Here is a 16217-nt window from a genome sequence, read left to right as displayed (position 1 = left end):
ATCGCTTCGAGGGCGATAGCTTGGCGGGTTCCACCGACATACGACAACCATTCACAGCTCGGGCCGCGCGAGATCGGCCTGTACGACCTCATCGCCGCGCCGCTGCGCCGCTTCGATCGCATCCGACTTCGACGCGTAGGGCCCAAGCGTGTCCGCGCCTTCGAACGGAAACAGCAATCGCCCGTCCGTTTTTCGCACGACCTTCAAGGTGCCGTAATAGCCGCTTGCCGCACTGCCGCGGTAAGACGCGTAAATCTGGAAATCACTCTCACTCGCGCCAGGCGTCGGCGCGACGATGCGGGTGGGGAAATAAACTAGCTTGGGGCGTCTGCCACTCGAATACGTCACGAAAATCACCGGTTGAACGCGCGTGAACCTATGCGTTCGTTTCGGGCGAGTCAGCGCGGCGCGGCTCGTCGCATCGCGATGCGATCCACGCTGCACCTGCCGTCGGAAACGAACGTAGGAAAGAAAAGGCCGCTGCGTTTACAGTGAGCAATTGCCAAGCCGGATCGGCTGTCCAAGACGCGCGCTTCGGCTATGCGCGCGGGTCGTCGCAGAACACGGTCGTCGCGTGCTGCCGTTCCACGGTCAGGTTCACCGAGCGCGCGCCCATCGGACGCGTGCGATGGCGCACGCCCGCCGGGACCGTCAGCAGCTGCCCGGCGTGCACGTCTATCGAGCCGTCTTCGAGTTCGATCACGAGCGTGCCTTCCGTGACGATGAACGTCTCGTCCGAATCCGGATGCAGATGCCATTCGTATGGCGAGGTCATCACGCTTATGTGGACTTCATGATCGTTGACCGTGGCGACGATGCGATTGAGATAACCGTCGTTGGGCGTGTGAACGATCGTCGTCAGATCGATGGGCGAGATCATTGCGACTCCTTCGTGCAGTGAGATCGTTCACCGAGCCTAGTCGAGCGTGAGCGCACGGCGCAAACGAATCGTTTTCGCTTCGTTGCGAAGCGGGCTCACACAATCAGTCGCACTCGCCGAAGCCCTCGGCGCTCGTCGTGCTCAAGACGCGCGAATCGAGCCGCAAACATAGTTGGGCAGCAGAGGAAACGGAACGAATCGTCACACGCGCCGCCCCATCGCCCGGCAATACAGTTACGATAGCTCGCGAGCACTGCGCGTCCATCGCTGCGTGCGCGAACCTGACGCCGGTCCACAGCCGACCTTCACTTAAACACTGCGACTCGCCACACCATGCGTCGAATCACTGTCCGTACATCGCCCGTTCATGGCCGGGGCGTCTTCGCCCTCGCGGATCTGCCCGCGGGCGCGCTGCTCTTCGAATACAAGGGCCAGCGTCTTTCGTGGAAGGAGGCGCAGCGCATGTACGAGCGCTCCAACGCCGAGGACGGTCATACGTTTCTTTTCGGACTCGACGACGGCCGCGTGATCGACGGTGCCCGCGGCGGGAATTCCGCTCGCTGGCTCAATCACAGTTGCGCGCCGAATTGCGAGGCCGAGCAGGACGGCGAGCGCGTCTTCATCCGCTCGCTTCGCCCGATCGGCAAGGGGCAGGAGTTGTTCATCGACTATCGGCTCACGGTCGAAGGACGGCGCACGGCGGCGCTCAAGCGCCTCTACGCGTGCCGCTGCCTCGCGTCCAATTGCCGGGGCACGATGCTCTCCGACGAACGCTGAGCAAGCGCAGCATGCCGCGCTTGCTCAGGATTGCCGCGCCGCCGCCGTAAACACAGGCTCACGTTCCCCGCGCGCCGCGCGTCAACCGAATGAGCCTCATGCAGCCCGACAGTCCGCTCAAAGCCGCGTTTCTGCGTCACGAAGCATCGCTCGCGCCGTCCGGCCGCGCGTTCGGCGAAGAAGACAGCGCCGTTTATCGCACGCTGCTCGAATCGACAAAGGCGATCCCGTGGAAGATCGACTGGGCCACCATGCAGTTCAGCTACATCGGGCCGCAGATCGAACGGCTGCTGGGCTGGCCGCCGTCATCGTGGAAAACGGTCCATGACTGGGCCGAACGCATGCATCCCGACGATCGCGATGCGGTCGTGAATTTCTGCGTGTCCCAATCGAAAGCGGGCGCCGATCACGAGGCCGATTACCGCGCCCTCACGCGCGACGGCGGCTACGTCTGGCTGCGCGACGTCGTGCATGTCGCGCGGGACGCGCACGGCAATGTCGAGGCGCTCATCGGCTTCATGTTCGATATCAGCGAACGCAAGCGCACGGAGGAGCAACTGCTGCAATTGCAGGCGGAACTGGAGCGCCTGTCGTTCAGCGACAGTCTCACCGGCGTCGGCAATCGCCGCATGTTTGACAGCGTGATCGCACGCGAATGGAAGGCGGCCCAGGCGACGGCGCAACCGCTCTCGCTCGTGTTGACCGACATCGACTTCTTCAAGTCTTACAACGACTACTACGGCCATGTGCAAGGCGACGAGTGCCTGAAGCGCATCGCGCCGGTTCTCGGCGAGGCGGCCGGGCCCGCGCACTTTCTCGGACGCTTCGGCGGCGAGGAGTTCGTCCTCGTGCTCGCCGATACGGACGCCGATGCCGCGCTGGCCGTGGCGGAACGGTGCCGCGCGCGCATCGCCGAAGAAGCCATCGCGCATCTGCGCTCGCCGCATGGTCAGTGCGTGACGGCGAGCTTCGGCGTCGGCACGGTGCTGCCGCGCGACGGCATGGATATCACGGCCTTCATCAATCTCACCGACGCGCAGTTGTATCAGGCGAAAGAGAACGGACGCAACCGGATTGCCGCCGTGGATCGGGCGGCGATGCGCGGCGAGGGCTTCAGGCAGCACTCGCGTTAGTCGAAGGCGCGGCGCGCGGCATCGGCCCGATACAAGCGCGCCAGTTCGAAGGCACGCTGTATGAGCGCGTCGCGGTCGGCGCTCAACGCATCGCGCATGGCGGCTTCGAGTTCGTCGATCGACACGGCGCCCGGCGCGTTCGCGTCGTCCCAGGTCCTCGCGTAGGCGGCCTGCTTGCCGGTTCGCGCCGCTTCGTCCGGATGAAGCATGTTGAGGCGAGGCAGTCCATACGCCATCGCGACGATCCGTCCGTGCAGGCTGCTGCCCGCGTACCCCGCGCTCGTCGCGATCAATGCGCAGATGTCCCAAATGTCCAGCGACCGAAAGACGAGCGCGCGATGATGCATGCGGGCCGCGAGCCCCTCGTATGCGTCGATGTCGTCGTGCCACGGCGCCGCGCCCGCGCGAAACAGCACGATGCCAAGGCCGGTCGATGCGGCGAGCGCATCGAGTTCGCGCGCCAGTCGGTCGAGCGTGGCGTCGTCGCCGAAGTCGGCGCTGAACTGCACCGCGAGATAGCCGCGCGGACACGTCCGTCGCACATCGGCCACCGGGCCGTGGCGGGCGCGCGAGGCGATGCGTGAATCGAAGAGCTCCGCGATCATCGTCACAGGGTCCGGAACGAGCCTCGCTTCGATGCCCGCGGCACGCAGCGTCGCTTGCGTGTGCGCGTCGCGCACGCTGAGATCGTCGGCGCTGCGCAGTTTGCCCAGGACCTCGTTGCGCAGCGCAGCCTCGCGCGCGTCGAGCGACACGCCGCCGACCGCGTTGAAGCGAATCGACGACGCCTGCAGCCAGGTCTCGCGGCCGACGACATAGGGCGCGAGCGCATCCGAATGCAGCACCGAGCGCGCATACGCCGAACGCTCCTCGGCCCGCGAGCCGTATCGCGCGATGGTCGCCTGCGCATCTCCGGGTTCGTCGAGCATCACGGCGGCTTCCCACGCGTCGCAGGTCAAGAGTTCGCCGCCCGCATGCACGAGCGTGACCGGCGCATCGCGCAAGCGTCCGGCGAGCGTGCCGAGCGCCGCGACCGCGTGGCCGCCGTATCGGCGCAGGTCTCGCGCGGCCAGTCCCGCGAAAACCGGTTTGGCCTCGGGCAGACGTTCGGCAAAGAGGCGCTGCTCGACATGCGCGAACAACATGTCGCCGAAGTTGTGGCGGTCGAATGCGCCGAAGATCACGACGGTGGCATTGAGCAATGAGCTTCCTCTGTGTGTCCGATCTTCGTTCGCTCCTTCGTTCGCTTCTTGGTTCGCTTGACGCGCCGCACTGCTGCGCCTATACAGGACGTTCCCGCTTCGAGCACGCGAGGCGGCCGACCGCGACCGGAGCCTTCGATGACGAGCACGACACGCGCCGCGCTGTTCCCTGCCTCGCTTGCCCTTTCCTTCGCCCTGTTCTTCGCCGCCTGTTCGACCAGCCCGCCGCCCGCCCCGCCGGCGCAAGCCGTTACGACGACGCTGCCATCCGGCGGCGTCTACAAAGGCACGCTCGGGCACGCGGACGCCACCTTGCTCGTGCTCTTCGACGGCACCGCCTACCTCTTCTATGCGAGCGGCAGCGCGGGCGTCGGAGGCGTCGTCATTGCGACAAACGGCTCGCAGACGAGCGACGGACGATTCGCAAGCGCGACCGCATTAAATTACCGCATCGGCGAAGCGCCGCCGTCGCCGGTGTCGTTCACGGCGGACTTCGCGCATGCGCCGGCCGTCGAAGGAGCCATCACGCGGGACAACGGCGGCGAGCGCCAAAGCTTCTCCGCGACGGCGGCGCCGCTGCTCGACACCGCACCCACGCTCGCCAATGCGGGCGGCCTATACAGCGGACGCGGCATGGCGCTCGGCGGCTCGACGACGACGCGCATCACCGTCGCCGCCGATGGCTACGCCGCCGGCACGACGAGCGCCGGCTGCATCTTCAAGGGGACGCTGCGCCCGCGCCCCGGCGTCAACGCCTACGCGGTGTCGGCCACCTTCGGCCCCGCGCCCTGCCCGCTGCCCGACGCGACGGTGGACGGCAGCGCCATCGTCGACGGCGCGCGTCTTCTGGTCGCGCTGCCGAGCCCGGACCGCTCCAACGTCTTCATCTTCGATGGCCGGAAGTAGCGGCGGCACCGACTTTATTCACGCGCCGCTTACATACGGCGTTTCGTGTCCTAACATTGCTTTACCGGGCCAGCGGCGCGCTTCTAATCGAGGGCCGGGCGACGAAAGTCGTGTCGTTGAACACCATCTTCCGATGCCGTAAATAATGGAGACAACCGGATGAACGCAACGCTCAAGCTCTTGCCATTGGCCGTCGGCGCGATGCTCGCCTGCATGCCGCCCGCCGACGCAGCGCAGGACAACGTCGGCACGCTGTCCAACTTCCGTCAGACCGGCAATACGCAGCCGCCCGAGACGGTCCCGCAAACCGGTCAGACGGCGGACGCGCTTCGCGAAAATCTCAAGCAGATCAAGCTGCCGCCGGGCTTCAAGATCGACCTTTATGCGGTCGTGCCGGAAGCGCGGCACATGGCGATCGAGCCATCCACGGGCGTGGTGTTCGTCGGCACGCGCAAGAATCGCGTGTGGCAGGTGACGGACAGGACGAAGCAGCGGGTCGCGAGCGACGTCGTGCAGTTCGCCTCGTCGGTGTCGTTCAAGGTGCCCAACGGCGTGTGCTTCTCGCCGGACGGCATTCTCTACGTGGCCGAGCAGAACCGCGTGCTCGGCTTTCCGGCCGCGCAGTTCTTCGGCGAAGGAGGATCGGACGTTGCGGCGGCGGTCGTGGTGCCGCAAGGCAAGCTGATTCCGACGCAGTTCGAGAGCTTCAATCATGGCGCGCGTGCGTGCCGCATCGGACCGGACAAGAAGCTGTATATCGCGCTCGGGCAGCCGTGGAACGTGCCGCCGAAGGACAAGCTCGCGGAACTCGACCGCAACGGCATCGCGGGCATCATCCGCATGGATCAGGACGGCAAGAACCGCGAAGTCTATGCGCATGGCGTGCGCAATTCGGTGGGCCTCGACTTCAATCCGAAGGACAAGACCTTGTGGTTCACCGACAACCAGGTGGACGGCATGGGCGACGACACGCCGCCCGGCGAGTTGAACCACGCGACGAAGGCGGGAGAGAACTTTGGCTTTCCGTGGTACGGCGGCGGCAAGGTGCGCACGGTGGAATACAAGGACCAGAACCCGCCGGCGGGCGTCGTGTTTCCGCAAGTGGAGTTCGCCCCGCATGCCGCCGACCTCGGCATGTCGTTCTACACCGGCAAGATGTTCCCGCAGAAGTATCAGGGCGGCATCTTCGATGCGGAGCACGGCTCCTGGAATCGCACGAAGCCGATTGGCGCGCGCATCATGTACACGCCGATCAAGGAGGACGGCACCGCCGGTGAGACGGAAGTCTTCGCGGAAGGCTGGCTCACGCAGAGCGGCGAATACATGGGCCGCCCGGTCGACGTTCAGATGCTTCAGGACGGGTCACTGCTCGTCTCGGACGACTACGCCGGCGCCATTTACCGCATCTCGTACTCGGGGGCCAAATGAGGCGCGTGAAGCAGACGGCGGCGCTCGCGGCGTTGGTGACGATGCTTGCGGCAGTATCGGACGCGTCGCTCGCGGCGGGCGATCTCAAGGCGGGACGCGCGAAGGCGGCGCAGTGTCAGGCGTGCCACGGGCTCGACGGCATGTCGAAGCTGCCGGAAGCGCCGAATCTCGCGGGCCAGACGGAGGAATATCTCGTGAAGGCGCTCAACGATTTCCGCTCGGGCGCGCGGCAGAACGAGATGATGTCGGTGGTGGCGAAAGGCTTGTCGGATACGGACGTCGCGAATCTGGCGAGCTATTACCACAGCCTCGGCAAGCAGTAAGGGCGTTCGATTTTTCGAAACGAACGCTTGACTTGGCGGACTAAGGGTTTATACTAGCTCTTGTCTCCTCCATGTCTCAACCGATGTGGATTCAAGCCCGCTCTCTCGAGCGGGTTTTTTTTTGGGCTTTGCGGCAAGACTATCCACAGAAACCGGGGAAAAGCCTGTGGACAACGCGCTGACGAATGGCCTAAACCGTTGACCCGGAAGCACTTACCACCACCGCTTCACAACGCACCCGCTCACTTCCCATCGCCGGCGCACGACAAAACCATCGCCTGAGCGCGGCTCACGTCGGCGGCGAATATCGCCTGCGGCGCGGTCGCGATGCTCAACTCTTCGGCAGCCGACCCCGGCAGCGCGTAAAGGATCGTGCCCGTCGCGACCAGCGCCACGATCATCGATAAGAACCACGAAAAGACGTACATCGCCGGCACCTCGCCAAAGAACGCTTCGTCGGGACAGGCGCGTCGAACGTCAGCGCCTGACGCGCAGAGTAAAGCGTCGGGGCGGGTCGCACAGCCCCACGGAGGGAGGGACGTGAAGGAGGGAAGCGCCCGGTCAGCGCGTGTCCGGCGCGGGCACCGGCGAGACGCCTTGCGCGCGGGCGGCGGCGTCCTGGGCGCGCATCGCGCGGATGAAGCCGTCGCGTTCGCGCAGCCGAGCCCAGTAACGCGCGACCGGTTCGGCGAAGCGCGCGCTCAAGTCCAGATGCTCCGCCAGCATCAACGCATAGCCGACCGAAATGTCCGCCGCCGTGAAGCGGCCCGCGCATAGAAAGTCCTGGCGTTCCAGAAGCGGCGCGAGCGCGCGCAACCGCGCGTGGAACCATCGCGCGTAGTCTTCAGCGACTTGCGGCTGCCGGCGCTCGGGCGGCTCGAAATGCGTGTAGCGCAGCACGAGCGTCTGCGGGAACGTGAGCGTCGCCTCGCCGAAGTGCAGGAAGTTCAGATAACGGCCGAAGTCGGCCTCGTGCGCGGCGACATCGAGCACGCCGGGCGAATAGCGCGCCGCCAGATACTGGCAGACCGCGGCGGATTCGGTCATGAAGAGCGCATCGTCGGAGAATGCGGGCACCGTGCCGAGCGGATTCACGTCCATGAAGGCGCGCGCCATCATTCGCGGCGGAAACGGCAGCATCTTCAGTTCATACGGCAGACCGATTTCCTCGAGCGCCCACAGCGGCCTGAACGAGCGCGCGCTGACGCAGTGGTGGAGCGTGATCATCGCCGCGCTTCCTCGCTCAGGCGAGCCACGACGGCTTGCGCTTTTCGAGGAAGCTGCGCACGCCCTCGCGCCCTTCGTCCGATGCGCGTATCCGCGCGATGCGATCCGCCGTGTCCGACATGAGCGTCTCGTCGATGACGCTGCCCGCCAGATCCGCGACGAGCCGCTTGCATTCGCGCACCGCGTTCGGGCTGTTCGCGGCGATGCTCGCGGCGATTCCGTCGACAGCGGCGTCGAGCGCATCGGCTGCGACGACCTGATGCACGAAACCGATGCGCAGCGCCTCGGCCGCGTCGAAGCGCTCGGCCGTCACGAAATAGCGGTGGGCTGCGCGCGCGCCCATCGCGCGGATCACGTAGGGCGCGATGGTCGCGGGCATCAGGCCGAGCTTGGCTTCCGACAGGCAGAAGTGCGCCGTGTCCGCGCTCACCGCGATATCGCATGCGGCCACGAGGCCCACGCCGCCCGCGTAGGCGTCGCCCTGCACTCGCGCGATGACCGGCTTCGCGCTCGTATAGATGGTGTTGAGCATGGTCGCGAGACCGAGCGCGTCGGCGCGGTTCTCCGCGTCCGTGAAGCTCGCCATGCGTTTCATGTAGTTCAGGTCCGCGCCCGCGCAGAAGGCCGGGCCGTTCGCGGCGAGGATGATTGCGCGCACGTTGGCGTCGTCGTTGAGCGCGCGGAACGCGGCGGTCAGCTCGACGATAGCCGCGTCGTCGAACGCATTGCGCACGTCCGGCCGATCGAGCGTCACGCGGGCAATCGGGCCATCGACGGCGAGTTTCAGGCGTTGCAGGTTCATTGCATCGCTCATGTCTTGTCTCCTCGTTTGCCGCAGCATGTGAGTAGCGCTCATTTCTCACGGGCGCGAACTCGCGCCATGCGGCACAGTTTCCTCGATAACGGTAATCGCGGTCAATCGCTTCCTGTGAGGCAGGCTCACACAAAGCCAGCGCCCGCTCGACCCTCATCATGTCACGAACGCGCGTCATATATTCGGCTATATTACGCAGGCTCGTCCGGCCAAAGACGCCGCGACACACCAACACGACCACGAACAGGAGCCGTTACGTGAACACCCGTTTCATGCGCGCGATGCTTGGCACGTTGCTTCCGCTGGCAGCCGGCATGGCCGCGTCCGCTGCGTTCGCCGGCGAAGTGCAAGTCGCCGTCGCCGCCAATTTCACGGCGCCCATGCAGGCCATTGCCGCCGACTTCGAGAAGGACACGGGCAACAAGGTCGTCGCCTCGTACGGCGCGACCGGCCCGTTCTACGCGCAGATCAAGAACGGCGCGCCGTTCGAAGTGTTCCTCGCCGCCGACGACACCACGCCCGCCAAGCTTGAAAGCGAAGGTCTGACCCTGCCGGGCAGCCGCTTCACTTACGCGACGGGCGCGCTCGCGCTGTGGTCGGCGAGGAAAGGCTACGTTGACGACAAAGGCGAAGTGCTGAAGAAGAACCAGTTCACGCACCTCGCGATAGCGAATCCGAAGGCCGCGCCCTACGGACTCGCCGCGACGCAGGCGCTTGACAAGCTCGGGCTGACGCAGGCCGTCGCGTCGAAGATCGTGGAAGGACAAAACATCTCGCAGGCGCAGCAGTTCGTGGCCACGGGCAACGCGGAACTCGGCTTCGTCGCGCTGTCGCAGATCTACAAGAACGGCAAGATCACGGGCGGTTCGGCGTGGATCGTGCCCGCCTCGCTGCACGAGCCTATCAAGCAGGATGCGGTGATCTTGAGCAAGGGCCGCGACAATCCGGTCGCGAAGCAGTTCGAAGACTATCTGAAGGGTCCGAAGGCTGCCGCGGTCATCAAATCGTTCGGTTATCAGCTCTGAGCGGACCATGCCGATCGATACCGCCGACCTTCAGGCCATCGCGCTGACGCTGGAACTCGCCTCGCTCGCGACGGTGCTGCTGCTCGTCATCGGCACGCCGGTCGCGTGGTGGCTCGCGCGCACCGCATCGCGCATGAAGGGCCCGGTCGGCGCGGTCGTCGCGCTGCCGCTCGTGCTGCCGCCGACGGTCATCGGCTTCTATCTGCTCGTGCTGATGGGGCCGAACGGCATGGTCGGCAAGCTCACGCAGGCGGCGGGCATCGGTCTGTTGCCGTTCACGTTCGCCGGGCTCGTCGTGGGTTCGGTGATCTATTCGCTGCCGTTCGTCGTGCAGCCGCTGCAAAACGCGTTCGAAGCCATCGGCCGCCGTCCGCTCGAAGCCGCCGCGACGCTGCGCGCGGGTCCGTGGGACACGTTCTTCACGGTGGCGCTGCCGCTCGCGCGGCCGGGCATCGTCACGGCGACGATTCTCGGCTTCGCGCATACCGTCGGCGAATTCGGCGTCGTGCTGATGATCGGCGGCAACATTCCGGGGCGCACGCGCGTGGTCTCCGTGCAGATTTTCGATCACGTCGAAGCGCTGGAATACGGGCAGGCGCACTGGCTCGCGGGCGGCATGGTGCTGTTTTCGTTCGCCGTGCTTCTTCTGCTCTATTCGACTCGACGGACGGCGGCGGTTCATGTCTGAACTCACGTCATCTTCGCTCGGGGTCGACGGCGCACGCAGCGGCGCGACGCACGCGGCCATCGAAGCGCGCTTCGTCGTCGAACACAGCGGCTTTTCCCTCGATGTCGATTTGCATCTGCCGGGGCGCGGCGTCACCGCGATCTTCGGCGAGTCCGGTTCGGGCAAGACCACACTGTTGCGCTGCATCGCCGGCCTCGCGCGTCCGACACGGGGGCGGCTCGTCGTGAATGGCGACGTATGGCTCGACACCGAGCGCCGCGTTTTCCTGCCGACGCATCGGCGCGCGCTCGGCTACGTCTTCCAGGAAGCGAGCCTTTTTCCTCACCTGAGCGTCGAAGATAACCTGCGATTCGGGCTCAAGCGCGTGCCGCCCGCGACGCGCCGCGTCGATCTCGCGCACGTCGCGGAACTGCTCGGGATCGCGCATTTGCTCGAACGAATGCCGGCGGGTTTGTCGGGCGGCGAGCGGCAACGCGTGGGCATCGCGCGGGCGCTGCTGACGAGCCCGCGTCTGTTGCTGCTCGACGAGCCGCTCGCCTCGCTGGACCACAAGCGCAAGCTCGAAATCCTGCCGTATCTCGAACGCCTGCACGACGAGCTCGATATTCCGATGCTTTACGTGAGCCACGCGCCCGAGGAAGTGGCGCGACTTGCGGATCATCTCGTGCTGCTCGACGCGGGTCGCGCGCTGGCAAGCGGTCCGATTAGCGAGACGCTCGCGCGGCTCGACTTGCCGATCGCCCTCGCCGACGATGCCTCCGTCGTGCTAGAAGGCACGGTCGCTGGCTACGACGCGCGGTATCGGCTGCTGACGCTCGCGCTGCCCGGAGGACGCGCGACGCTGCGCGTGCTGCATGATCCCGTCGCGCAAGGCAAGCCGATGCGCGTCGCGGTGAAGGCGCGCGACGTGAGCCTGATCACTGGCGAGCACGATCATGCGCAGAGCACGGTGCTGAACGTGCTACCCGCGACGGTGAAGGCCATTGCCGAAGACGCCAATCCGTCGCAGGCAGTCGTGCGGCTGGACGTGGACGGCTCGCCGCTGCTCGCCCGCGTGACGCGGTACTCGCTGGATCGCTTGCAGATCGCGCCGGGCATGCCGGTGTGGGCGCAGGTCAAGGCCGTGTCGCTGCTCGCCTGAGCGCGAGATACTGCAACAGCATGATCGTCTTGCCGTCCATGATCTCGCCGCGTTCGATCATCCCCATCGCTTCGTCAAGCGGCGGTTCGATCACCTCGATTTCCTCGCCCTCGTCGATCACGCCGCCACCGTCGCCGACGCGCATCGCGCCGTCGTACTCGCCGACATAGAAATAGAGCTTCTCCGTCACCGATCCGGGGCTCATGAACGCCTCGAAGATCTTCTCGATGTGACCCACGCGGTAGCCCGTCTCCTCCTCCACTTCGGCGCGGATGCGGGCATCGGGCGTCGCGTCGTCTAGCAATCCGCCGGGCGCTTCGATCAGCATGCCGTCATGGCCGTTGACGAACGCGGGCATGCGGAACTGGCGCGTAAAAAGCACCGTGCCGGTACGCGGGTTATGCAGGAGGATGGTCGCGCCATTGCCGCGGTCGTAGGTCTCGCGGCTTTGCCGCTGCCAGGTGCCGTCGCGGCGCCGGAAATCGAAGATCACTTTTCTGAGCACGTACCAGTCGTCGGACAGCGTGACTGTCTCGACAACGCGAACGCGTTCTTTCGTGCCGCCTGCATCCGTCATGGTCGCCTCGGTTTCGGGTGTTCTTGACACGCATTATTACCGGGTAACACGCCGAAAGAATGCGGCGCCGTGCCGTAATTGAAATTCTTCCGCGACTGGAATAGCGTAGAAGAATGCACGCGTCGCGGCCATGTGGAAGTCGGAAGTTTCCTGCCCCGAAGCAACCAAGCAAGAATTTTTTTGGAGAAAGTCGTGAATCGCCTGAAGGCTTTTATCGCGATGTCGGTGCTCGCTACCGCCGGTGTGGCGACAACCGCGAGCGCGCATGGCGGCCGTGTCGGAATCTGGTTCGGCGCGCCGCTGTATTACCCGGTGGCGCCCGTGCCGTACTACTACTATCCGCCCGCGCCGGTGGTCGCGGTGCCCGCCGCGCCGACCACGTATGTCGAACAAGGACAGGCCGCTCCCGCGCAGCCGAGCGGTTCCTGGTACTACTGCGACGGATCGCGCACGTACTACCCGTATGTGAAGGAGTGCCCGGGCGGCTGGCGCGAAGTGCCGGCGCAACCGCCCCCGCCGTCGAATCAATGATGAAGTGCTAACGAAGTCACGTCCATGAACTACCGAAGGCTCGTATTTCTTCTCACGCTCACCGGCCTGTCCGCATGCACCGTCATGCCGAGCGGGCCGAGCGTCATGGCGCTTCCCGGCTCCACCAAGACGTTCGACCAATTCCGCGCCGACGATGCCTCGTGCCGTCAATTCGCGCTCCAGCAGGTCGGCGGCGTCAGCGCCGATCAGGCCGCGACCAACAGCGCGGTTGGAAGCGCGGTCGTGGGCACCGCGATCGGCGCGGCGGCGGGCGCGGCGTTCGGCGGCGGCTCGGGCGCGGCCATCGGCGCGGGCGCGGGCCTGCTGACAGGCAGCGCGTTCGGCGTCGGCGCGGCGCAGTCGTCCGGCTACGGCGTGCAGCGCAGCTACGACTACGCGTATCTCCAGTGCATGTACGCGGCGGGCGACAAAGTGCCCGTCAGTGGCGCTGTGCGAACCGTCCCGCCCAATGGCGCTTACACAACTCCGCCGCCACCACCGCCGCCCGGCATCCAGCCGCCTCCGCCGCCTTCGACCTGAGTCGAATCAACGGCGTCGGCGCCAGCTATCGTCGGCGGAGCGTACGTGCGGATTGAGCGGAGCGACCATCCCGGGCGCGACCAGCAGTCCCGTCACCCAGCCGATGTAGAACCGCAGGTCGCTCCAGAACTCCGCGTTCGTGTAGATGCGAAAGCTCTGCACGTGAGCGAGCCACAGCGCGACTTGCAGCGCGCCGGTCAACGCGAGCCACGTCACCGCGACGACAGCCGTCGCGCGGGCGCAGCGGCGAAACGTGGACGGGTCCCATTGCTCGCGCACGACCACGGAACCCGCGATCAGAATCAGCACTGAAGGAATCAGCGTCGTCGCGATGACGCGCCCGCCCCACTCGAACGTCAAACCGCACAGATAGCCGATCACGACCGCGAGCAATGCCGCCGGCCATGCCGTCCAGCGCGGCCCGCGCGCCGTGAGCCACGCGAGGGTGATGAAGAAAGGCATCGCCGCCCATTGAACCGCCTGCGCGACCGCTTTCGCGAGATTCTCGCCGGCCTGCTCGTTGGAATGGCTCGCGGCGACATATACCGCGATCGCCTCGTGCACGCACACGGCCACGACGGCGAAGCTCAACGCTTCGCATGCGGCGAAGGCGGGCGACTTGTCGGACCGTCGATGCGTCGCATCCTCGCCGAGTGCGCGCACGCGCTCCAGCACCGGATCGACGAAGAACGCGAGGATTGCGCCGATCAGAAGCGCCGCGGCGGCGTCGGTCAGCGAGAAGTGTCCGACAAGCGAAACGAGTCCTTGCCACAGAAACTCGGGCGCGGCCGCGCAGACGGCGACCCACAGCGCAAAAAAGAAGCCGTTCGATGCACGTCTGAGCGGCATGGCCACCTCGATGCGGTTGAAACGGACAGCGACCAGACGCTCAACCTGTCTCGGGCAGCGAAGCCAGCGCAAGACGCGCGGCGAGCGCATCGCAGACGCGCGCGTGAAGGTTGGCGGGAATCTCGAAGCATTCGTACGCGAGCGCCTGCGCGACGGTGACCACTTTCATCTCCTGATAGCGACGTCCGCTGCCGATGAGCGCTTCGAACGCGTTGGCGCGCTCGTTGATCTCGACCGGGTCGGCATTCACCAGCAACACGGCGTGGGCGAGCACGGCGTAAAGCGGCGTATCGCGCTCATCGGATGGTTGCGGCGCGCGCCGCCAGTACTGCGCGGTGCCCGCGATCTTGCGCGCATCGTTGCCGGGCCCCCACGCCAGATTGAAGCGTCCGTCGCAGAAGGAGCCGTCCACCGCCTGATAATGCGTGAGGACGCCGAGTGTTCGCAGCGCGTCGGCCAGAATGCCGCACAAGTGCAGATAGACCGTCTCGGCGAGCGCGCCCATCGGCGCGCGCACGGGATACGCGAGGCTCAGGTTCACGATGCCCGGTCCTTGGGGCACCAGGCCGCCGCCCGACAGACGCTGCCACACCGGACAGCCGCGCCGCGCGAAGCTCGCGCGGGCATCGGCGAGCGCCGGGTAGCGTTGATAGCTGCGCGGCACCGAGAGCGAGAGCGGCGCGGTCCAGATGTGCGCGACGGCATCGCCCGATGCGGCGCGCGCAAGAAGTGCTTCCTCGGCGTCGAGCGGATCGCCGGCAAGCATGGCGGGATCGAGCAAAACGAAGGACATGGGGTCACGTGAGGGCCGCGCCGGTATCGACGCCACCGGGAGATGGTAGCGAAGATCGGCGGCGGCGGCCAAATGCGTGCAGCGGCTTCGCGTTACACCGGTTCGGACGAGGCGGCCGGCGCGATTGGCACAAGCCGCGAGCATTCGAACCGCGGGTAAACCGCCCCGCGCGCTTCATCGTTCAGGCCATATGATGTTCGAATCAGTCACGCGAGACATACGTCGGCTTGCCGAAGCCGGCGATAAGAACATCGAGAAGGAGACGACCGATGACGAAGATCGCCTACGAAGATTTCGAGCGGCAGGTAGTGCAGCATCACCTGATCAAAGGCAACGTGTACGAAAACGGCGCCGCGCTCGTCGAACGCGCGAACCGGTGGATCGCGGAGAATCGCATCGACGTGTTGAACGTGGAAAGTCTCTCCACCTTCGGCGCCGGTGACGATACCAGCGTGAGCCATTGGTACTCGGGCATTCGCGTCTGGTATCGCACCGAATAGCGCGTCAGCCGCGGCCGACGAACGGCATCTTGGTCGCCATCACGGTGTGGAACAGCACGTTCGCTTCGAGCGGCAGGTTCGCCATGTACAGCACGGACTGGCCGACGATTTTCACGTCCATCATCGGCTCGACGGCGATCTCGCCGTTCGCCTGCGGCACGCCGCGCGACATGCGCTCGGACAGTTCGGTGAGCGCGTTGCCGATATCGATCTGGCCGACCGCGATGTCGTACTTGCGGCCATCGAGCGATGCGGATTTCGTCAGGCCGGCGACCGCGTGCTTCGTCGCGGTATAGGCAGCCGAATTCGGACGCGGCGCGCTCGCGGAAATGGAACCGTTATTGATGATGCGCCCGCCCCTCGGTGACTGCGCGCGCATCGTGCGAAACGCCTGCTGCAGGCAATAGAACATGCCGTTCAGATTGACGTTGACGACGCCCTGCCACTGCTCCGGCGTCCAGTCCTCGAACGGGCCGGGCGGATTGCTCACCCCCGCATTGTTGAACAGCAGATCGACGCGGCCGAAGCGCTCCACCGCCGCCTGAAAGAGCCGTTCGACCGATTGCGGATCGGCCACGTCGGTCGGCACGGCGAGTCCGCGCTCGCCCGCGCCGGATTCGGCAATGACCGATTCCAGCGGCGCGGCGCGGCGGCCCGCCAGCACCACCGACCAGCCATCGCCGAGCAGCGCGAGCGCCGCCGCGCGTCCGATGCCGCTACCCGCCCCGGTCACAACCGCGATCTTCGAATTCGTGTTGGCTGCTTCAGGCATGTCTCCGTTCTCCTGTCGACCGGAGTGGGCGCGCGAGCGTCGTCCTCCGGTTCCTTGTGTGGAAGTGTTGGGTGGCGCGCGACAGTGCGCGCGTCGTCGATCAGGGGAACA

Annotated in this window: 21 protein-coding genes; 11 read left to right on the top strand and 10 right to left on the bottom strand. The window is 65.9% G+C overall.

Translation table 11 applies throughout. The annotated features are described in order from the left end of the window. Positions 1–51: 51 nt before the first annotated feature. Both NCR35_RS22700 and NCR35_RS22695 read right to left on the bottom strand, forming a co-directional pair. Complete coding sequence (locus NCR35_RS22700; RefSeq protein WP_370650741.1) at positions 52–348, bottom strand: DUF6723 family protein; 297 nt, start codon at positions 346–348, stop codon at positions 52–54. Positions 349–538: 190 nt separating this feature from the next. After that, positions 539–880, bottom strand: coding sequence for a cupin domain-containing protein (locus tag NCR35_RS22695; RefSeq protein WP_250536194.1), 342 nt, complete (start codon positions 878–880; stop codon positions 539–541). Positions 881–1213: 333 nt separating this feature from the next. Here NCR35_RS22695 and NCR35_RS22690 point away from each other — a divergent pair, with 333 nt between their 5' ends. Further along, entirely contained in the window at positions 1214–1657 is a 444-nt protein-coding gene (locus NCR35_RS22690) for an SET domain-containing protein (RefSeq protein WP_250536193.1), read from the top strand. 89 nt (positions 1658–1746) lie between these two features. Continuing rightward, positions 1747–2790, top strand: coding sequence for a GGDEF domain-containing protein (locus NCR35_RS22685; RefSeq protein WP_250536192.1), 1044 nt, complete (start codon positions 1747–1749; stop codon positions 2788–2790). Here NCR35_RS22685 and NCR35_RS22680 read toward each other — a convergent pair. Then, a complete protein-coding gene (locus tag NCR35_RS22680; protein WP_250536191.1) occupies positions 2787–3992 on the bottom strand; it encodes a polysaccharide pyruvyl transferase family protein in 1206 nt (401 codons plus the stop codon). The genes NCR35_RS22685 and NCR35_RS22680 overlap by 4 nt on opposite strands. 138 nt (positions 3993–4130) lie before the next feature. Between NCR35_RS22680 and NCR35_RS22675 the strand changes: the two genes are divergently transcribed. From NCR35_RS22675 to NCR35_RS22665, 3 genes are all read left to right on the top strand, one after another. Beyond that, positions 4131–4898 carry a hypothetical protein gene (locus tag NCR35_RS22675; RefSeq protein WP_250536190.1) on the top strand — a complete coding sequence of 256 codons (768 nt, stop codon included), beginning with the start codon at positions 4131–4133 and terminating at the stop codon, positions 4896–4898. Between the two features lie 159 nt (positions 4899–5057). Continuing rightward, complete coding sequence (locus NCR35_RS22670) at positions 5058–6326, top strand: PQQ-dependent sugar dehydrogenase (protein WP_250536189.1); 1269 nt, start codon at positions 5058–5060, stop codon at positions 6324–6326. Continuing rightward, positions 6323–6649 (top strand): c-type cytochrome, encoded by a 327-nt coding sequence (locus NCR35_RS22665; protein ID WP_502801714.1) that lies wholly within the window; start codon positions 6323–6325, stop codon positions 6647–6649. The genes NCR35_RS22670 and NCR35_RS22665 overlap by 4 nt, the downstream gene beginning before the upstream one ends. 242 nt (positions 6650–6891) lie before the next feature. On the opposite strand, the gene NCR35_RS22660 is transcribed toward NCR35_RS22665, so the two are convergent. The 3 genes from NCR35_RS22660 to NCR35_RS22650 all read right to left on the bottom strand — a co-directional run bounded on the left by NCR35_RS22660 (position 6892) and on the right by NCR35_RS22650 (position 8678). Next, positions 6892–7077, bottom strand: coding sequence for a hypothetical protein (locus tag NCR35_RS22660; RefSeq protein ID WP_250536188.1), 186 nt, complete (start codon positions 7075–7077; stop codon positions 6892–6894). 133 nt (positions 7078–7210) lie between these two features. Further along, positions 7211–7876: a glutathione S-transferase family protein gene (locus tag NCR35_RS22655; protein WP_250536187.1), complete on the bottom strand. Its 666-nt coding sequence runs from the start codon at positions 7874–7876 to the stop codon at positions 7211–7213. A 16-nt stretch (positions 7877–7892) separates the two neighbouring features. Further along, positions 7893–8678, bottom strand: coding sequence for an enoyl-CoA hydratase/isomerase family protein (locus NCR35_RS22650; protein ID WP_250536527.1), 786 nt, complete (start codon positions 8676–8678; stop codon positions 7893–7895). Positions 8679–8962: 284 nt separating this feature from the next. Here NCR35_RS22650 and modA point away from each other — a divergent pair, with 284 nt between their 5' ends. The 3 genes from modA to modC are packed head-to-tail and all read left to right on the top strand — an operon-like array spanning position 8963 to position 11544. Beyond that, on the top strand, positions 8963–9715 hold the full coding sequence (gene modA / locus NCR35_RS22645; RefSeq protein WP_250536526.1) for a molybdate ABC transporter substrate-binding protein: 753 nt from the start codon (positions 8963–8965) through the stop codon (positions 9713–9715). Between the two features lie 7 nt (positions 9716–9722). Then, a complete protein-coding gene (gene modB / locus NCR35_RS22640; protein WP_250536186.1) occupies positions 9723–10403 on the top strand; it encodes a molybdate ABC transporter permease subunit in 681 nt (226 codons plus the stop codon). Next, complete coding sequence (gene modC, locus NCR35_RS22635; protein ID WP_250536185.1) at positions 10396–11544, top strand: molybdenum ABC transporter ATP-binding protein; 1149 nt, start codon at positions 10396–10398, stop codon at positions 11542–11544. Before modB ends, modC begins: the two co-directional genes overlap by 8 nt. On the opposite strand, the gene NCR35_RS22630 is transcribed toward modC, so the two are convergent. Further along, on the bottom strand, positions 11519–12121 hold the full coding sequence (locus NCR35_RS22630) for an NUDIX domain-containing protein (RefSeq protein WP_250536184.1): 603 nt from the start codon (positions 12119–12121) through the stop codon (positions 11519–11521). The two genes, modC and NCR35_RS22630, sit on opposite strands and share 26 nt — an antisense overlap. A gap of 192 nt (positions 12122–12313) precedes the next feature. Here NCR35_RS22630 and NCR35_RS22625 point away from each other — a divergent pair, with 192 nt between their 5' ends. Next, positions 12314–12652 (top strand): hypothetical protein, encoded by a 339-nt coding sequence (locus tag NCR35_RS22625; protein ID WP_250536183.1) that lies wholly within the window; start codon positions 12314–12316, stop codon positions 12650–12652. Positions 12653–12676: 24 nt separating this feature from the next. Continuing rightward, positions 12677–13192, top strand: a complete 516-nt coding sequence (locus NCR35_RS22620) for a glycine zipper family protein (RefSeq protein ID WP_250536182.1) — start codon at positions 12677–12679, stop codon at positions 13190–13192. Between the two features lie 6 nt (positions 13193–13198). On the opposite strand, the gene NCR35_RS22615 is transcribed toward NCR35_RS22620, so the two are convergent. Further along, on the bottom strand, positions 13199–14041 hold the full coding sequence (locus NCR35_RS22615) for a hypothetical protein (RefSeq protein ID WP_250536181.1): 843 nt from the start codon (positions 14039–14041) through the stop codon (positions 13199–13201). Positions 14042–14081: 40 nt separating this feature from the next. Next, positions 14082–14834: a lipoyl protein ligase domain-containing protein gene (locus NCR35_RS22610; protein WP_250536180.1), complete on the bottom strand. Its 753-nt coding sequence runs from the start codon at positions 14832–14834 to the stop codon at positions 14082–14084. Positions 14835–15103: 269 nt separating this feature from the next. On the opposite strand from NCR35_RS22610, the gene NCR35_RS22605 reads away from it, so the two are divergent. Continuing rightward, positions 15104–15334 carry a hypothetical protein gene (locus NCR35_RS22605; RefSeq protein WP_175945753.1) on the top strand — a complete coding sequence of 77 codons (231 nt, stop codon included), beginning with the start codon at positions 15104–15106 and terminating at the stop codon, positions 15332–15334. A 4-nt stretch (positions 15335–15338) separates the two neighbouring features. Here the strand turns inward: NCR35_RS22605 and NCR35_RS22600 are convergent, their stop codons facing one another. Beyond that, entirely contained in the window at positions 15339–16106 is a 768-nt protein-coding gene (locus NCR35_RS22600) for an SDR family oxidoreductase (protein WP_250536179.1), read from the bottom strand. Between the last annotated feature and the right edge of the window lie 111 nt (positions 16107–16217).

This window comes from Caballeronia sp. AZ10_KS36 (assembly GCF_023631105.1).
Lineage (GTDB): Bacteria > Pseudomonadota > Gammaproteobacteria > Burkholderiales > Burkholderiaceae > Caballeronia.
The sequence above is the reverse complement of the archived record's forward strand: the minus strand, read 5'-3'. Positions and strand labels throughout refer to the sequence as shown.

What these genes read in the sequence shown, in the direction of transcription:
- NCR35_RS22695 (WP_250536194.1), bottom strand. Translation starts at nt 880, where the DNA reads ATGATCTCGCCCATCGATCTGACGACGATCGTTCACACGCCCAACGAC.
- NCR35_RS22690 (WP_250536193.1), top strand. Translation starts at nt 1,214, where the DNA reads ATGCGTCGAATCACTGTCCGTACATCGCCCGTTCATGGCCGGGGCGTC.
- NCR35_RS22685 (WP_250536192.1), top strand. Translation starts at nt 1,747, where the DNA reads ATGAGCCTCATGCAGCCCGACAGTCCGCTCAAAGCCGCGTTTCTGCGT.
- NCR35_RS22675 (WP_250536190.1), top strand. Translation starts at nt 4,131, where the DNA reads ATGACGAGCACGACACGCGCCGCGCTGTTCCCTGCCTCGCTTGCCCTT.
- NCR35_RS22670 (WP_250536189.1), top strand. Translation starts at nt 5,058, where the DNA reads ATGAACGCAACGCTCAAGCTCTTGCCATTGGCCGTCGGCGCGATGCTC.
- NCR35_RS22665 (WP_502801714.1), top strand. Translation starts at nt 6,323, where the DNA reads ATGAGGCGCGTGAAGCAGACGGCGGCGCTCGCGGCGTTGGTGACGATG.
- NCR35_RS22660 (WP_250536188.1), bottom strand. Translation starts at nt 7,077, where the DNA reads ATGTACGTCTTTTCGTGGTTCTTATCGATGATCGTGGCGCTGGTCGCG.
- NCR35_RS22655 (WP_250536187.1), bottom strand. Translation starts at nt 7,876, where the DNA reads ATGATCACGCTCCACCACTGCGTCAGCGCGCGCTCGTTCAGGCCGCTG.
- NCR35_RS22650 (WP_250536527.1), bottom strand. Translation starts at nt 8,678, where the DNA reads ATGAACCTGCAACGCCTGAAACTCGCCGTCGATGGCCCGATTGCCCGC.
- modA (WP_250536526.1), top strand. Translation starts at nt 8,963, where the DNA reads ATGCGCGCGATGCTTGGCACGTTGCTTCCGCTGGCAGCCGGCATGGCC.
- modB (WP_250536186.1), top strand. Translation starts at nt 9,723, where the DNA reads ATGCCGATCGATACCGCCGACCTTCAGGCCATCGCGCTGACGCTGGAA.
- modC (WP_250536185.1), top strand. Translation starts at nt 10,396, where the DNA reads ATGTCTGAACTCACGTCATCTTCGCTCGGGGTCGACGGCGCACGCAGC.
- NCR35_RS22630 (WP_250536184.1), bottom strand. Translation starts at nt 12,121, where the DNA reads ATGACGGATGCAGGCGGCACGAAAGAACGCGTTCGCGTTGTCGAGACA.
- NCR35_RS22620 (WP_250536182.1), top strand. Translation starts at nt 12,677, where the DNA reads ATGAACTACCGAAGGCTCGTATTTCTTCTCACGCTCACCGGCCTGTCC.
- NCR35_RS22615 (WP_250536181.1), bottom strand. Translation starts at nt 14,041, where the DNA reads ATGCCGCTCAGACGTGCATCGAACGGCTTCTTTTTTGCGCTGTGGGTC.
- NCR35_RS22610 (WP_250536180.1), bottom strand. Translation starts at nt 14,834, where the DNA reads ATGTCCTTCGTTTTGCTCGATCCCGCCATGCTTGCCGGCGATCCGCTC.
- NCR35_RS22605 (WP_175945753.1), top strand. Translation starts at nt 15,104, where the DNA reads ATGACGAAGATCGCCTACGAAGATTTCGAGCGGCAGGTAGTGCAGCAT.
- NCR35_RS22600 (WP_250536179.1), bottom strand. Translation starts at nt 16,106, where the DNA reads ATGCCTGAAGCAGCCAACACGAATTCGAAGATCGCGGTTGTGACCGGG.